The 14,537-nt window shown below is 70.1% G+C and carries 13 protein-coding genes; 7 read left to right on the top strand and 6 right to left on the bottom strand.

Annotated features, from left to right (window positions below; genetic code table 11):
- Positions 1-139: 139 nt before the first annotated feature.
- A complete protein-coding gene (locus ACQ860_RS10015; protein WP_431303235.1) occupies positions 140-2,074 on the top strand; it encodes a methyl-accepting chemotaxis protein in 1,935 nt (644 codons plus the stop codon).
- 123 nt (positions 2,075-2,197) lie between these two features.
- On the top strand, positions 2,198-3,064 hold the full coding sequence (locus ACQ860_RS10010; protein WP_431303234.1) for a DMT family transporter: 867 nt from the start codon (positions 2,198-2,200) through the stop codon (positions 3,062-3,064).
- Here the strand turns inward: ACQ860_RS10010 and ACQ860_RS10005 are convergent.
- Both ACQ860_RS10005 and ACQ860_RS10000 read right to left on the bottom strand, forming a co-directional pair.
- Positions 3,061-4,041: a GNAT family N-acetyltransferase gene (locus ACQ860_RS10005; protein ID WP_431303233.1), complete on the bottom strand. Its 981-nt coding sequence runs from the start codon at positions 4,039-4,041 to the stop codon at positions 3,061-3,063. The two genes, ACQ860_RS10010 and ACQ860_RS10005, sit on opposite strands and share 4 nt — an antisense overlap.
- The gene (locus ACQ860_RS10000) at positions 4,041-5,243 is read right to left on the bottom strand and encodes a pyridoxal phosphate-dependent aminotransferase (RefSeq protein ID WP_431303232.1); all 1,203 of its coding nucleotides are present in this window, start codon (positions 5,241-5,243) and stop codon (positions 4,041-4,043) included. The genes ACQ860_RS10005 and ACQ860_RS10000 overlap by 1 nt, the downstream gene beginning before the upstream one ends.
- Positions 5,244-5,367: 124 nt before the next feature.
- Between ACQ860_RS10000 and ACQ860_RS09995 the strand changes: the two genes are divergently transcribed.
- The 4 genes from ACQ860_RS09995 to ACQ860_RS09980 all read left to right on the top strand — a co-directional run bounded on the left by ACQ860_RS09995 (position 5,368) and on the right by ACQ860_RS09980 (position 9,806).
- Entirely contained in the window at positions 5,368-6,324 is a 957-nt protein-coding gene (locus ACQ860_RS09995; RefSeq protein ID WP_431303231.1) for an acetyl-CoA carboxylase carboxyltransferase subunit alpha, read from the top strand.
- On the top strand, positions 6,324-7,790 hold the full coding sequence (locus tag ACQ860_RS09990) for an MFS transporter (RefSeq protein WP_431303230.1): 1,467 nt from the start codon (positions 6,324-6,326) through the stop codon (positions 7,788-7,790). Before ACQ860_RS09995 ends, ACQ860_RS09990 begins: the two co-directional genes overlap by 1 nt.
- Before the next feature lie 215 nt (positions 7,791-8,005).
- Positions 8,006-9,016: a hypothetical protein gene (locus ACQ860_RS09985; RefSeq protein ID WP_431303229.1), complete on the top strand. Its 1,011-nt coding sequence runs from the start codon at positions 8,006-8,008 to the stop codon at positions 9,014-9,016.
- Between the two features lie 130 nt (positions 9,017-9,146).
- Positions 9,147-9,806, top strand: a complete 660-nt coding sequence (locus ACQ860_RS09980; protein WP_431303228.1) for a transposase — start codon at positions 9,147-9,149, stop codon at positions 9,804-9,806.
- Positions 9,807-9,863: 57 nt separating this feature from the next.
- On the opposite strand, the gene ACQ860_RS09975 is transcribed toward ACQ860_RS09980, so the two are convergent.
- Positions 9,864-11,039, bottom strand: a complete 1,176-nt coding sequence (locus ACQ860_RS09975; protein WP_431303227.1) for a tetratricopeptide repeat protein — start codon at positions 11,037-11,039, stop codon at positions 9,864-9,866.
- Positions 11,040-11,187: 148 nt separating this feature from the next.
- On the opposite strand from ACQ860_RS09975, the gene ACQ860_RS09970 reads away from it, so the two are divergent.
- The gene (locus tag ACQ860_RS09970; protein ID WP_431303226.1) at positions 11,188-12,171 is read left to right on the top strand and encodes a tripartite tricarboxylate transporter substrate binding protein BugD; all 984 of its coding nucleotides are present in this window, start codon (positions 11,188-11,190) and stop codon (positions 12,169-12,171) included.
- Here ACQ860_RS09970 and ACQ860_RS09965 read toward each other — a convergent pair.
- The 3 genes from ACQ860_RS09965 to ACQ860_RS09955 are packed head-to-tail and all read right to left on the bottom strand — an operon-like array spanning position 12,140 to position 14,537.
- On the bottom strand, positions 12,140-12,730 hold the full coding sequence (locus ACQ860_RS09965) for a hypothetical protein (protein WP_431303225.1): 591 nt from the start codon (positions 12,728-12,730) through the stop codon (positions 12,140-12,142). The two genes, ACQ860_RS09970 and ACQ860_RS09965, sit on opposite strands and share 32 nt — an antisense overlap.
- Positions 12,730-13,395 carry a C39 family peptidase gene (locus tag ACQ860_RS09960; protein WP_431303224.1) on the bottom strand — a complete coding sequence of 222 codons (666 nt, stop codon included), beginning with the start codon at positions 13,393-13,395 and terminating at the stop codon, positions 12,730-12,732. The genes ACQ860_RS09965 and ACQ860_RS09960 overlap by 1 nt, the downstream gene beginning before the upstream one ends.
- Positions 13,396-13,397: 2 nt before the next feature.
- The gene (locus tag ACQ860_RS09955) at positions 13,398-14,537 is read right to left on the bottom strand and encodes a hypothetical protein (RefSeq protein ID WP_431303223.1); all 1,140 of its coding nucleotides are present in this window, start codon (positions 14,535-14,537) and stop codon (positions 13,398-13,400) included.

The following is a 14,537-nucleotide window of genomic DNA, read 5'->3' as shown; positions in this document are numbered from 1 at the left end:
GGGCCTGGCGGAGGGTGCGCGACGCGCGGCGCGGCGTCCAATCGGCGGCGCCGATGCGCGGCATAGGCCGCTCGGCGGCTTAAGTTTCCCTTCATGGCGGCGTTGTAACCGAGGGGCGACTCAGAAAGGTGCCTTCGCCATGTCGCTCTCCCGTCGTCTCTCCCTGATGCTCGGCGCGCTGCTGCTGCTGTCGTTGATCGGCGCGGCGGCCACGCATCTCCTGCTCGGCCGTGCCGGCGCTGATTTCGGCCGCAGCCAGGGCGCGGCGGACCGGCTTTCGCGCGTGCTGCAGCTGGAGATCGACCTCACCTCGGCGCGGAACCAGATCAACATCTGGCTGCAGCGGGCGAACCCGGCGCAGGTGCGGGCGGCGGATGAGTTCCTGGCGCGGCTGGACAGCGGCGCAGCCGGCCTCGCGCAGGAACCGGCCTTGAGCGAGGCGCAGCGCCAGCAGCTCACGGCCTTCCAGGCGGCGCGGGCGGGCTACCTCAATTCCTGGCGGCAGATGCAGGAGATCGTGGCGCGCCGCGTGGCGGCCGAGGGCGAGATGATGCGCGCGGGCGATACGCTGTTCCAGGGCCTGGGCGGGCTGGCGGCGAATGAGGCGGAGGCGGTGGAGCGGCCGGCCATGGCGGCGCGGGTGGCCGCGCTGCGCTACCGCCTGGACCCCCAGCCCGAGCAGCGCGACGCGGCGCTCCGCGCGGCCGAGGCGGCGGCGCTGGCGCTGCGCCGCGCCGCCATCCCGCCCGCCTCGCCCGTGGGGCAGAGCTTCAACACCTGGCTGGGGGCGACGCAGACCATCATCAACCAGTCGCAGCGCTTCGCGGAGGTGCTGGTGGATTTCCGCGCGCAGGGCAATGCCATGTCCGCCGCCATCGCCGAGCTGCGGCGGATGGAGGGTGAGGCCGCGCAGACCGCGAAGGCGGCGGCCGCGGCGGGCCTGAGCTCGACCGAGCGGGTGGCGCTGCTGGCCTCGGTGCTCGTCATCCTGGGCGGGATCATCTGCATCATCGCGCTGATCCGGGCCATCGTGCCGCCGCTGCGCGGCATCAACGCCGCGATGGCTCAGGTGGCGGGCGGCGATTTCAACGCGAGCATCCCCTTCCTGCAGCGGAAGGATGAGCTGGGCTCGATGGCGCGCGCGCTGGCCGTGTTCCGCGACGCCCAGGCTGAGAATGCGGCGCTGCGCGCGACGCAGGAGCGTGAGCGGGCCGAGGCCGAGGCGGCGCGGCTGGCCGCGCTGGTCGAGATGGCCGAGCGTGTGGAGCGCGAGGCGGGCGCGGCGGTGGAGGAGGTGCAGGCCCGTGCGGGCGGCATGTCCGAGACGGCCGAGGCGATGGCGGGCCGCATGCGCGAGGCGGCGCAGGCGAGCGAAGTCGCGACGCAGGCCGCCGGCCGCTCGCTCGACAATGCCCAGGCCGTGGCCGCCGCGACGGAGGAGCTCTCGGCCAGCGTGCGCGAAATCTCGGAGCGGCTGGCGGGTGCGAATGCGCTGACGCGGCAGCTGAGCGAGCGGGGCGATGCGAGCCGCGCGGTGATCGCGGGGCTCTCGGAGGGCGTGGGCCGCATCGGCGAGGTGGTGCGGATGATCTCGGCGATCGCGGGCCGCACCAATCTGCTGGCGCTGAACGCGACGATCGAATCCGCGCGCGCGGGCGAGGCGGGCAAGGGCTTCGCCGTGGTGGCGAGCGAGGTGAAGGACCTGGCCGCGCAGACCGCGCGCGCGACGGAGGAGGTGGGCCGGCAGGTGCAGGAGATCGGCCAGGCGACGGAGGGCGCGGTGCGCGCCGTAAGCGAGATGGCGGAATCCGTGGGCGAGATGGACCGCATGGCGACCTCCATCGCCGCCGCCGTGGAGCAGCAGGCCGCCGCCACGCGCGAGATCGCGGCGCGCGTCTCGGATGCGGCGCAGGATGTGCGGGCGGTGTCCGACAGCCTCGGGGAACTCAGCCGCACCACGGTGGAGACGGCGGCAAAGACGGAGGCGATGCAGGACAGCGCACGGCAGACGCGGGAATCGGTGGAGGGCTTCCGCGGCTCGCTGGTGCGGATCGTGCGGAGTGCGACAGGCTGAAGCGCCGTCGCAACCGCCGGATGGCGCGGCGCGCGATTTCGCGCTTGGGTGCGCGCGTGGCGATGCTGGGGCGGATGCGTGACGGCGATAAACGGGCCCCGGATGGGCGGGCGGGAATGGGCCATGCTGATCGCCCTCTCGGTGCTGTGGGGCGGTTCCTTCTTCTTCGTCGGGGTCGCGGTGCGCGAGGTGCCGCCGCTGAGCCTGGTGCTGGCGCGGGTCGGCATCGCGGCGCTGGCCCTGTGGGTGATGCTGGCGTTGACCGGAATGCGCATGCCTCGGCAGCCGGGCCTTTGGGCGGCGTTCCTTGGCATGGGGCTGCTGAACAATGCGCTGCCCTTCGCGCTGATCGTCTGGGGGCAGCAGCATATCGCGAGCGGGCTGGCCGCAATCCTGAACGCGACGACGCCGCTCTTCACCGTGCTGGTCGCGCATCTGCTCACGGCGGATGAGCGGCTGACGCCGGCCAAGGCGGCGGGGGTCGTGATGGGCCTGCTGGGTGTGGCGGTGATGCTGGGCGCGGAGCTGCTCGGCGGGCTTGGCGCAGGGCTGGCGGCGCAATTGGCCTGCCTTGGTGCGGCGCTGAGCTATGCGTTCGCCGGCGTCTTCGGCCGGCGCTTCCGCCGGATGGGCGTGCCGCCGCTGGCGAGTGCGGCGGGGCAGGTGACGGCGTCGAGCCTGATCCTGCTGCCGCTGGCGCTGCTGGTGGACCAACCCTGGGCGCTGGCCATGCCGGGCCCGGCGAGCTGGGCCGCGCTGCTGGGGCTGGGGCTGCTCTCCACCGCGCTGGCCTATGTGCTGTATTTCCGCATCCTCGCCGTGGCGGGGGCGACGAACCTGTTGCTGGTGACCTTCCTGGTGCCGGTGAGCGCGATCTGGCTGGGCGCGCTGGTGCTGGGCGAGCGGCTGGAGGCACGGCATTTCGCCGGCATGGCGCTGATCGGCGCGGGGCTGGCGCTGATCGATGGGCGGCTGCTGCGCCGCCGCTAGCCGATCTGCTTGTGGAAGAACAGCGTGTCCCAGGCGCGGCCCTCGGCATCCAGCGCATAGCCCGGCACGCGGCCGGATTCCTGCCAGCCCAGGCGGCGGTAGAGCGGTGCGGCCAGGTCATCCGCGCGGGTGTCGAGCGTGAGGAGGCGGCGGCCCAGGCGCTGCGCGGCCTGTTCGGCGCGGCGCATCAGGGCCTCGCCCAGGCCCTGGCGGCGGAATGCGGGGTCCACCAGGAGCTTCGCGACTTCGGCGCGGTGCGGCTGGTTCTCGGGGGTCGCGAGGTCGAGCTGCACGGTGCCGGCGAGCTGGCCTTCGACCCAGGCGGCCAGCAGCACGCGGTGGCCCTGCGCGACATCGGTGGAGACGCGCTTCCAAAAGGCGCGGGCCTTGGCCGGCGCGAGTGGCGGCAGGTAGGAGACGCTGGCGCCATCCGCCACGCAGGCGATGAGGATCTGCGCGAGGCGGCGTTCGGCGCTCGCGGCGGCCGCGGCGTCGAGCATTTCCACCACCAGGCCGCGGCAGGGCTTGGCGTAGCGGAATTCGAGGGATTTCGAGAGGTCGTCCAGGATGCGGATGGCGCCCTGGCGGACATAGCCGGCCTTCTCATAGAAGGCGTGGGCGGCCTCGAAGCGGGTGTCGGTCCAGAGGACCATGCGCTCGGCCCCTTGCGCGCGGGCATGGGCTTCGGCGGTGGTGAGCAAAGCCTGGGCGAGGCCGGTGCCGCGCGCCGACTTCGCCACATACATGCGGCCGATCTCCCAGGCCTGGTCCTCGCGCAGCGGGCGCGTGGCCACCATGCCTTGCCGGTCTTCGGCGAGCCAGAGGCGGCCGCCGAGGGCGGCGAAGTGGCTGGCGAGGGCACGGAGCTCGGGCAGCTCGCCATCCACGTCGAAGATGACGCCGGGGAATTCGGCCCAGGCGTCGCCGATCAGGCGGATATAGGCGTCCGCGTCCTGGTCGGTTCCGTCACGGAGCATCACGTCAGCCCGCGGCAGAACTCCTGGATGCGGCCGCAGGCCTCGCGCAGGCTCGCCATGTCGGTGGCGTAGCTGATGCGGATATAGGGCGACATGCCATAGGCGGCGCCCTGGACCACGGCCACGTGGGCCTCGGTCAGCAGCGCCATGGCGAAGTCGCTGTCGGTCTCGATCTTCGTGCCGCCCTTGCTGGTCTTGCCCAGGCAGCCGGCGATGTTGGGGAAGACGTAGAAGGCGCCCTCAGGCTTGTGGCAGGCGATGCCGGGGGCCTGGTTCAGCATGTCCACCACCAGGTTACGGCGCTCGCGGTATTCGGCCGCGCGCTCGCGCACCAGGTCCTGCGGGCCGTCCAGCGCGGCGGCCGCGGCGGCCTGGCCGATGGAGGAGACGCCGGAGGTCGCCTGGCCCTGCATGTTGAACATGGCGGCGATCAGCTCCTTCGGCCCCCCGCAGAAGCCGATGCGCCAGCCGGTCATCGCATAGGTCTTGGACGCGCCGTTCACCGTCAGCGTGCGGGACTTCAGGCGGGGCTCCACCTCGGCGATGGTGCAGAACTCGAAGCCGTCATAGACGAGGTGCTCATACATGTCGTCCGTCATCACCCAGACATGCGGGTGGCGCATCAGGACCTCGGCCAGGGCCTGCATCTCGGCGCGGGAGCAGGCGGCACCGGTCGGGTTGTTCGGGAAGTTCAGCATCACCCACTTGGTCCTGGGCGTGATGGCGGCTTCCAGATCCTCGGGGCGGAGCTTGAAGCCGTTGTTCTGCGGGCAGGAGATGGTCACGGGCACGCCGCCGGCGACCTTCGCCATGTCGCCATAGCTGATCCAGTAGGGGGCGGGGATCACGACCTCGTCGCCCGGGTCCACCGTCGCCATCAGGGCGTTGAAGATGGATTGCTTGCCGCCATTGGTGATGAGGATCTCGTCCAGCGCGTAGTCCAGGCCGTTGTCGCGCTTGAACTTGCGCTGCACGGCCTGTTTCATGGCGGTGGTGCCGCCCTGGGGCGGGTATTTCGTGTCGCCCTTCAGCGCCGCCTGATGCGCGGCCTCGATGGCATGGGCGGGGGTGTCGAAATCGGGCTCGCCGGTGGTGAGGCTGATCACCTTGTGGCCCTGCGCGGCCAGTTCGCGCGCCTTGGCCCCCATGGCGACGGAGGCGGAAACCTTCACATTGGCAAGGCGTTGGGCGAGGGCGGGCATTCGGGCAGTCCTGATGTTGCAAGAGGGGCGCGAGCTTAGGCCCGGCACCCGGGCGCGCCAACCCGGCACCCCTGTTTTCAACCCCTGTTTTCCAGGGCACGGGTTTCCGCTAGACGCGCTCCCCATGCGTCACTTCCTCGACTTCGAAAAACCCATCGCCGAGCTGGAAGGCAAGGTGGAAGAGCTGCGCCGGGCGACCGATGCGGGCGGGATCGACGTGGCCGAAGAGGTCTCGAAGCTGCGGGACAAGGCCGAGAAGCTGCTGGCGGCCACCTATGCCAAGCTCACGCCCTGGCAGAAGGCCCAGGTGGCCCGCCACCCGGAGCGCCCCAAATGCCTGGATTATGTGGGCGCGCTGATCGAGGAATGGACGCCCTTGGCGGGTGACCGCGCCTTCGCCGACGACGCCGCCGTGATCGGCGGGCTGGGCCGGTTCCGCGGCCGCGCCGTGGCGGTGCTGGGCACCGAGAAGGGGCGCGACACCGAGACCCGCGTGAAGCACAATTTCGGCATGGCCAAGCCCGAGGGCTACCGCAAGGCGCGCCGCATCATGGAGCTGGCCGGGCGCTTCGGCATGCCCATCATCTCCTTCGTGGACACGTCCGGCGCCTTTCCAGGCATCGAGGCCGAGGCGCGCGGCCAGGCGGAGGCCATCGCGCGCTCCATCGAGGCGGGGCTCTCCGCCCCCGTGCCCTTCGTGGCCACCATCATCGGCGAGGGCGGTTCGGGGGGCGCGATCGCGCTGGCCGCCGCCGACCGGGTGCTGATGCTGGAACATGCCATCTATTCGGTGATCAGCCCCGAGGGCTGCGCCTCCATCCTCTGGCGCGACGCGGCGCAGGCGGCCACCGCGGCCGAGGCGCTGAAACTCACCGCCGAAGACCTGAAGCGGCTCGCGCTGATTGATGCGGTGGTGAACGAGCCGCTGGGCGGCGCGCATCGCGACCCGGGCGGCACGATGGAGACGGTGGGCGAGGCGGTCTGGGCCGCGCTGGAGCCGCTGCTCAGCCTGGACGGCGCCACGCTCAAGGCCCGCCGGCGCGAGAAGTTCCTGGAGATGGGCCGCAGCGCGGTGGCCTGATGGACCCGCTCGAAGCGCGAAGGGCGTTCTTCCGGGCCTTTCCCACGATCGCCATCGCGATCTTCGTCACCGCCATTGACCAGACGATCACGGCCACCGCGCTGCCGGCCATGGCGGCGCAGTTCGGCGTGGTGGAGCGGATTTCCTGGGTCGTCGTCGCCTATCTGATCGCGGCGACCATCGCGGCCCCCATCTTCGGGCGGCTGGGGGATGCCTATGGGCGGCGGCCCATGCTGTTCATCGCCTTCGCCTTGCAGGGCCTCGGCATGCTGGCGGCCGGGCTGGCGCCGAGCTTCGAGGCGCTGCTGGCCGGGCGCGCGCTGCATGGCTTCGGGGGCGGCGCGCTGCTGACGCTGGCCATGGCGCTGATCGGCGAGTCCGTGCCCGCGCGGGAGCGGGGGCGCTACCAGGCCTATCTGGTGGCCTGCTTCATGGGCGCCTCGGCCGCCGGGCCGCTGGCGGGCGGGTGGCTCACGCAGAGCTTCGGCTGGCGCTGGGTGTTCCTGGCCGGCTTGCCGCTGATCGCGGTGGGGTTCGCCATGGCCTGGCGGCTGCCGAAGCGCGGGCTGGCCGGGGGCAGCTTCCGCTTCGATGCGGCGGGGACGGCGCTGTTCACGCTGTTCGTGGCACTTCTGCTGCTGATGCTGGACCGGGCGCAGCGGATGAACGGGGCGGATACCCTGATCGCGCTGGGGTTCGGCGTGGCGGGGGCGGTGGCGCTCTGGGCGCTGCTGCGCATCGAGCGCGTGGTGCCGGACCCGCTGCTGCCCCTGCCGGTGCTGACGGACCCGGTGATCTGGCGGACCAACCTGCTGGCGGCCTGCGTCTCGGGCACCATGGTTTCGCTGATCTCCTTCCTGCCGCTCTATCTGAGCGTGGTGCGGGGTGTGCCGATCGCGACCGTGGGCGCCATGCTGCTGCCGATGAGTCTGGGCGGCGGGACGGGGGCGCTGATCTCGGGCACCTTCCTGGCGCGGACGGGGCGGAACATGCTGCTGCCCTCGCTCGGCCTTGTTCTGGCGACGGTGGTGCTCTGCGTGATGGCCTTCGGCGCGGGGCGGATTTCGCTGACCTGGTTCCCCTGGCTGCTGGCGCTGTCCAGCCTTGGCTTCGGCTGCACCTTCCCGGCGGTGCAGACCACGGTGCAGGTGGCGGCGGGCGCGGCCCGGCTGGGGGTGGCCACGGCGAGCGTGCAGTTCATGCGGAACCTGGGCGCCGCGGCCGGGACGGCGGTGCTGGGGGCGCTGATCTTCGTGGCCTTCGCGCTGGCGGACCCGCTGGTGGCGGAACGCTTCGCGGCGGCGATGCGTGGGGGGCGGGAGGCGCTGGGGAACCTGCCCGCCGCCGAGCGCGCGGTGATGGCGGAGGGGCTGGCCATCGGGTTCCGGGCGATGTTCGCGGGGGCGGCGGTGATGACCGGGGTGGCGGCGGTGCTGGCGTTTCGGGTGCCGCTCAGGAGGGTTTAGATGATGCCGCTTTGTCGCTACATTTCGGAAGCAAGTTGGCGCTACTATATCGCTTCACCGATAAGGTGAACCGAGCTTGCTCTCTTATCGTAACGTCTTCAGGGCGGCTGGCATACAGGAGTTTGACTGCATGACGGACGAACGAAAGCGGAAACCTCCTCCAGCGCCAGGCAAATCATTCGGCGAGGCGATTGGGCTTCTTCAGACTGACGTGAATGAAATTTCTGAAGCCCACCAGAGCCTCAAACAAACGAGAAAGGAAACGCAAAAGTATGTCGAGGAGCGCAAAAGCAGCATCCGAAGCGGAGCTCGGCGATCCACCGTCAGATTTTGTCCTTGATTTTCTTTACCACGATGCTCGGCGCGTCGCATCGTTCCTTGCGCAATTCGATACTTCTGGCCATTTGATCGGCCTAAAGCAATCTGAGACCGTCTCCGAGAGCGAAGGGGAGGAAGGGACCATACAAGCCACCGCGAACGCGTTGGTAGCCCGAGCCGCGGGGACATTTATCCAGCGTCGCAACTCTTCGGGTGGAGAAGCCTCAGAACGAACTTATGATCCGTTTTGGGTTAATGCTCTAACATTTTTGGATTTTTTGACCGAACGCAATCTAATTAATCGCGATATTACTAAGGCCAGAATTGGTCAATTTGTATTGGGGACTGGCCCACTTCTAGTGGCAGACCTTTCTTTATTGAAAATTATTTGGAATAATCCCACCTTAAAAGCACAAAATCTCGAAACTGAATTGAAAGCGATTGTATTTCCAGAAAATTGCACTGAAGAAATGCAGAAGACAATGCAGCGAGAGGTAGAGCTTGGTCACGAACTCATTCCAGGTTTGCCTCATAATCTGCAAGCAAGACTAATTGACAAATTCGCAAACATTTGGTGTGGACTATCAGAGGACTCTCTTGTTGGAAGTGCCGCAGACATCGCCTTGAAGCACGGCGCGGTAGTAGGAGGCGCATGGAACATTCTCGGCATTCTTGATGCAGTGCCGTACAATCCGAATGCTACTACCGAAGACGGGCGGCCATTTATGGAATTTGTTTCTGATTTGGCGGGGCCAGGCGGCGGTCGACAAGCGCTTAACCTCGCACAGATAGCCCGGAACTCGATGGGACGGCCAGAACGCTATTATGGTGTCACGCCACTGTTGATCTACCGTCAGATAGAGGGCGCCCCTTCATCTCAAGCAGGTCCATCGGCGCCAGAAAAATAGCCCGGTATCATCTTGGGGCGGGGGATGATCGGCATTCGTCGGATCCAACGCCTCCGCGAACGGTGCGCCAGTAAATCACCTAAAGATCTTTTGTTCTTGTTTTGTTCCCTGCTTCGCGCTACAATCTCCCATGCGCGACGAACTCGACCTCCTCCTCCCCGCCATCTTCCGTGAGCCCAGGGTCTATCCCCGTGGCCCGCGCCCCCGGCGGCCGTCCTGGATTCTCGTGCCTTATGACAAGCTGACGGATGAGCAGTGGACCGTGCTCTCCATCTACCTGCCCATGCCGACGCGCGGGCGGCCCTGTGACCAGCGGGCGCGGATGGATGCGATCTTCCGGGTGGCGGCGACGGAGGGGCCCTGGCGGGATCTGCCGAGGGCTTATGGCCAGGGTGCCTCGGTCGCGCGGCATTTCCGGCGGCTGACGCATTCGGGCGTGTGGGAGCGGCTGCTGGTGGCGCTGGCGGCCGCGCGGCCGGGTTCGGTGTTGCGGCAGCTGGAGGGGTTGATCTGCCGGGCGGCGCGGCGGGCCATTCGCCTCCGGGGCATTGCGCTGATCGCGCTGGTGCGGCGGTTGGGGCTGTTCCGCGCCTTGCCGGGGCCGCCCTTCATGATGCCGGACCCGGATTTGTCCGAAATCATCCGTCGCATGCCCATCGCCGCGCAATTCGCGAAGTGGCGGGAGGATCTGGCCGGCATGCTGCGCATGATCAAGGCGCTGAAGGCCCTTCACAGCCTCGCCGGGGGCCGAAGATACATCCCCCGGGAGGTCCGCGAGGCCTGGTTATGACGAAGGTGCAGGAAACTGAGTTTCCTGCCGGGGGTCGAGGGGGCAGAGCCCCCTCGGTCACTTGCGCGCCCGTATCAGCACGCCCCGCACATCCGCGCCCTTTTCCTGCCTCAGCACGGCGTCCTCCCTGCGTTCCACCGTCAGTCCCGCCTGGGTGGCGAGGTGGGTCGCGTGGTCCGGGTTGTGGCGGAAGCGCATCCCTTCGCCGAGCGCCACGGGGTCCGTGCCCGTCTCCAGGCTGAAGAGGGCGGTGCCGCCGGGCTTCAGCGCGGTGGCGATGGCGGTGAAGGCGGGCGTCAGGTCGCCCAGATAGTTCAGCACATCGGCGGCGGCGATGAGGTCGTAGCGGGCCGGGTGTTTCGGCAGGAAGTCGAGCAGGTCGGCCTCGTGCAGGGTGGCGTAGAGGTTGCGGGTTCGGGCCTCGGCCAGCATGCGGGGCGAGAGGTCCAGGCCCTCCAGGCGGCTGGCGTGGGGCTTCAGCGCCAGGCCGGAAAGGCCGGTGCCGCAGCCGAGGTCGAGCACGCGGCCCAAGGGGGGATTCTGCGGCAGGCCCTCGATCAGCGCGGCGAGGAGGGCGGGGGTGCGGTAGCCCAGCGCGCCCTCCAGCTCGGCATCGAAGCGCGGGGCGAAGGCGTCGAAGAGGTCCCGGACGTAGGCCGCGGGGGCGCGGTCGGGCAGGGGGGCGGCGCCGAGGGCGGCGAGGAGGAAGCCCGCCTGCTCGGCGAGGCGGCCGGTCACGCGCAGCGCTGCGGCGCGGGCGAGGTCGGGTTTGTTCGCCTCGCGGGCGGCGTGGGCGAGGGCGAGCCAGGGCTCGGGGGCGTCCGGGTGCAGGCGGGTGGCGGCGTCGAGCGGGGCGAGGGCGGCCTCGGGCTGGCCGGCGGCGGTCAGCGCCTGGCCCAGGTTGCGGAGGCTGATCGTGTCCTGCGGGTTGAGGCTGGCGGCGCGGGAGAGGGCCGTGATGGCCTCGGCGAGGCGCCCGGCCTCGGCCAGCGCGGCGCCCTGGTTGGCGAGGAAGAGGGGGCTGTCGGGGACGCTGGCCACGGCGCGGGCGGCATGGGCCAGGGCGGCGGGGAGGTCGCCCTTCTGGCGGGCGGCCACGCCCAGCAGGTTCTCGGCATCCGGGTGATGGGGGGCGAGGCGCAGCGCGCGGCGGTAGAGGCTGACCGCCTCGTCCAGGCGGCCTTCGCGGTGGCGGGCGATGCCGCGTTGCAGCAGGTCCTCGGCGGTGGTCATGGCGTCACGGGTGGGGGCTGCGTTCCATGCATGGCGGATAGACAATCCGGCGGCGGGGGACCAGTCGGTTTCCGATTGCAAAAAAGTTGAACATGACGAAGAAGCCATCACTTCACGGCCACCCCAAAAAACTCCTGAGGAGGATCGCATGACCCGTCTGACCCGGCGCCAGCTGCCGGCCCTTGTCGCCGCCGGAATGGCGGCGCCGGCCCTCGCTTCGGCGCAGAGCTATCCCACCCGCCCCATCACGATCATCGTTCCCTTCGCGGCCGGCGGCCCGACCGACACGGTGGCCCGCCTGCTGGGCGAGGCGATGGGGCGTGACCTCGGGCAATCCGTGGTGGTGGAGAATGTCGGCGGCGCGGGCGGCACGCTCGGCGCGCAGCGCACGGCGCAGGCGCGGCCGGATGGCTACACGCTGCTGGTGCACCACATCGGCATGAGCACGATCCCGACGCTGTATCGGCGGCTTGCGTACGACCCGATCAACGGCTTCGAGACGGTGGGCATGATCACCGAGGTGCCGATGACGATCGTGGCCAAGCGCAACATCGCGGCCAATAACCTGGCGGAGCTGGTGGCGCTGGTGCGGCGCGAGCGGGACAAGATCAACCTGGCCAATGCGGGCGTGGGTGCGGCGTCGCACCTGTGCGGGCTGCTGTTCCAGCAGGCGATGAACGTGCCGCTGACGACGGTGCCGTATCGCGGCACGGGCCCGGCGATGAACGATCTGGTGGCCGGCACGGTGGACCTGATGTGCGATCAGACGACCAACACGACGGAGCACATCCGCGCCGGCACCATCAAGGCCTTCGCGGTGACGACGAACAACCGCGTCGCCTCGCTGCCCGATGTTCCGACGGCGATCGAGGCCGGCATGCCCGGCTTCGAGGTGAGCGTGTGGCATGGGCTCTACGCGCCGCGCGGCACGAACCCCGAGCTGGTGACGCGCCTGTCGCGCTCGCTGCAGGTGGCGCTGCGGGACCCCGGGCTGGTGCGGCGCTTCGCGGACCTGGGCACCGAGCCGGTGCCACAGGAGAAGGCGACGCCGGCGGCGCACCGCGCCTTCTGGACGGCCGATGTGGCGCGCTGGCGCCCGGTCATCCAGGCGGCCGGTCAGTTCGCCGACTGATGGGCGCGGCCGGGGCCTCGATGAGGCGGAACCCGGCCGGCACCTGGAACAGCGCGGGGTCCGCCGAAATCATGCGGATCCCGCTCTGGCGGGTTTCGAGAATCACCGGCCCCTCGGGGCCGGGCTGCAGCTGGCGCGCCTCCAACAGCACGCCGTCCCGGCGGCAGAGATGGCGTGCCACCTCATGCCATTGCCCGCTCTCGCCCTGCATTTCCTGGATGAGGAGGATGCCGGCGCGCTGCGGCTCCTGCCGCTCGCGCCGCGCGGTCGGGGCGGGGGGCGGCGGCATGCGGAGCGCCACGGGCGGCGCGGCATTGGTGGTGAAGACGGCGTTGAGGCCGGGCGTCATGAGCGTGACGAGGCGGGCCTCGCCCGGGGCGGGGGTTTCGAGGCGCAGCTTCGGCCCGGACTGGAACATCTGCGCGGTGACGGGGGGCGCGGAGCCCCAGCTGGTGACCCGTGTCGCGGTGTAGCTCGGCTGCCCGAAGCGCGCGCAGCGCGGATCGGCCATCGCGAGGCCCGGCCAGAGCAGCAGGGCGAGGCAGGGAAGGGCGCGCATCAATAGGGGATCGGGAAGCTGGTGAGCGGCATGACCATGCCCTGGATGGCGCGGGCGGTGGTGGTCTCCACCGAGACGCCGTCGCGCACCGCCTGGAGGGGGGAGGTGTTGGGCAGCCCCTCGCCCCGGCGCCAGACGGCGAGCACGGCGCCGGTGAATTCGCGGCGGAACTCGTCATCCAGCATGGTGACCTGGCCGCGGATCGGGTCGGCCAGGTAGTGGAACCCCTGCTGCGAGGCGCGGAGCACGGAGAAATGCTCCCACTCGCCCTTGTTGAGATGGATGATGACGGGGCCGGCGATGCGGGGCAGCTCACGCGGCTGGATGCGGGCGGCCTGGGCCGCGAAGCCGAGCTGGCCGGCGGCGAAGATCAGGTCCTCCAGGGAGAAGCCCGTCTCCTGCTTGCGCTGCCATTCGGCCTCGGTCGGGTAGCGGCGCATGAGCATCCCGATGACCTCGGCCTCGCTGGTGGGGCGGCCGAGGTATTGGGTGAGCAGCGTGGCGAGCGAGGCGCTGCCGCAGGAGAATTCCAGCACCTGACGGACGACGTTGCGGAAGCGCAGGGCCTGCCAGGGTTGCGGCCGGCGCATCAGCGGCTCCTGCGCGAGGGCCGGGAAGGGCGCCAGGGCGGCGAGGGCGAGGAGGGTGCGGCGTGAGGGGCGCATCGTCAGAACCTGTAGCGAAGGCCGAGACCGACCTGGACATTGGGGCTTTCGGACACGAGGCCCATGCCGAGCGAGGGCTCGATCCAGAGGCCGGGCGCCAGGCGCTGCACGAGGGAGAGGCGGAAGACTGCGGCCTCGCTCGCGGTGGCGCGGTATTGGATGGAATTGGCCTGCAGCGCGGCCGTGTAGTTCCCGATGAAGGTGAAGCCGAGGGTGGAGCGGTCGCTGAGCGCGAAGCTCACGCCCGCATTGTAGCTGATGCGCCAGCCCGGCCTGAAGGTGATGCCCGACTGCTCCACCGGAAAGGCGTATTCATAGGCGACGCCTCCGAAGAGCACGAGCGGGTCCATGGTCTTGAACATCTGCACGCCGCCGCGCAGCGCCCAGGCCGCGCGGGTGGAGATGAACTGCGTGATGTCCACCGGCACCTGCTGCGGCGTGATGCCCTGGGCCGGGTTCACGAAGGGCGAGGGGCCGGTGGGTGTGACGAGGGCCGCGGTGAAGACGGCGCCGGGGCGGTATTCGCGCTCGCCCCAGCCGCGGATGTTCACCTGGGCGGTCACGTCACCCATGGCGCGTGTCTCGCGATCGGTCACGAAGGTGGGCGAGAGCTCGAAGGAGCGGGTGGCGATGAAGAAGGGGAGGGTGATCGCCGCCTCCACGCCGTCAAGCAGGCCGACGCGGCCGGTGAGCACGGCGGAGCCGCTGCGGTCGGTGGAGACGGTGCGCCGGTCGCGCAGATAGCCGAGGTCGAGCGAAAGCTCGGCCTTGCCGGGGCGGAGTGTCACGGCCTGGTCGCGGAAGACGAAGGCCTCCTGCGGGATGTCCTCCTCGCGCGGGTCGCGCAGGCGCGCGGCGGGCTCGGCGGGGGCGGATGGCGGCGGGGCTGGCGCGGTGGCGACGGGCGCAGCCGGTGCCGGCGCTGCCACGGGACGGCCGGGCGCGGGGCGGCTCGCGCGCTGCGGCGCGCGCTCCAGCTGCTCCAGCCGCTGCTCCAGCAGGCGGATGCGCTCCATGAGGGCGGCGCGGTCGCCGTCGGACTGGGCGATGGCGGGAAAGGCCGCGCTCCCGAGGAGGAGCGCGGCGGGAAGGATTGCCCTCTTGGCGATGCGGGGCCGGACATCCTGTCGGCGCGATGGCAT

Origin of the sequence: Sediminicoccus sp. BL-A-41-H5 (genome assembly GCF_050632405.1) — a bacterium.
Lineage (GTDB): Bacteria > Pseudomonadota > Alphaproteobacteria > Acetobacterales > Acetobacteraceae > Roseococcus.
Note: the sequence above shows the minus strand (reverse complement) of the source record. Positions and strands in the feature narration are given on the sequence as shown.

Bases quoted from the DNA above. Each gene is read 5' to 3' on its own strand.
- ACQ860_RS10015 (WP_431303235.1), top strand. From the start codon at position 140: ATGTCGCTCTCCCGTCGTCTCTCCCTGATGCTCGGCGCGCTGCTGCTG.
- ACQ860_RS10010 (WP_431303234.1), top strand. From the start codon at position 2,198: ATGCTGATCGCCCTCTCGGTGCTGTGGGGCGGTTCCTTCTTCTTCGTC.
- ACQ860_RS10005 (WP_431303233.1), bottom strand. From the start codon at position 4,041: ATGCTCCGTGACGGAACCGACCAGGACGCGGACGCCTATATCCGCCTG.
- ACQ860_RS10000 (WP_431303232.1), bottom strand. From the start codon at position 5,243: ATGCCCGCCCTCGCCCAACGCCTTGCCAATGTGAAGGTTTCCGCCTCC.
- ACQ860_RS09995 (WP_431303231.1), top strand. From the start codon at position 5,368: ATGCGTCACTTCCTCGACTTCGAAAAACCCATCGCCGAGCTGGAAGGC.
- ACQ860_RS09990 (WP_431303230.1), top strand. From the start codon at position 6,324: ATGGACCCGCTCGAAGCGCGAAGGGCGTTCTTCCGGGCCTTTCCCACG.
- ACQ860_RS09985 (WP_431303229.1), top strand. From the start codon at position 8,006: ATGAAATTTCTGAAGCCCACCAGAGCCTCAAACAAACGAGAAAGGAAA.
- ACQ860_RS09980 (WP_431303228.1), top strand. From the start codon at position 9,147: ATGCGCGACGAACTCGACCTCCTCCTCCCCGCCATCTTCCGTGAGCCC.
- ACQ860_RS09975 (WP_431303227.1), bottom strand. From the start codon at position 11,039: ATGACCACCGCCGAGGACCTGCTGCAACGCGGCATCGCCCGCCACCGC.
- ACQ860_RS09970 (WP_431303226.1), top strand. From the start codon at position 11,188: ATGACCCGTCTGACCCGGCGCCAGCTGCCGGCCCTTGTCGCCGCCGGA.
- ACQ860_RS09965 (WP_431303225.1), bottom strand. From the start codon at position 12,730: ATGCGCGCCCTTCCCTGCCTCGCCCTGCTGCTCTGGCCGGGCCTCGCG.
- ACQ860_RS09960 (WP_431303224.1), bottom strand. From the start codon at position 13,395: ATGCGCCCCTCACGCCGCACCCTCCTCGCCCTCGCCGCCCTGGCGCCC.
- ACQ860_RS09955 (WP_431303223.1), bottom strand. From the start codon at position 14,537: ATGCCATCGCGCCGACAGGATGTCCGGCCCCGCATCGCCAAGAGGGCA.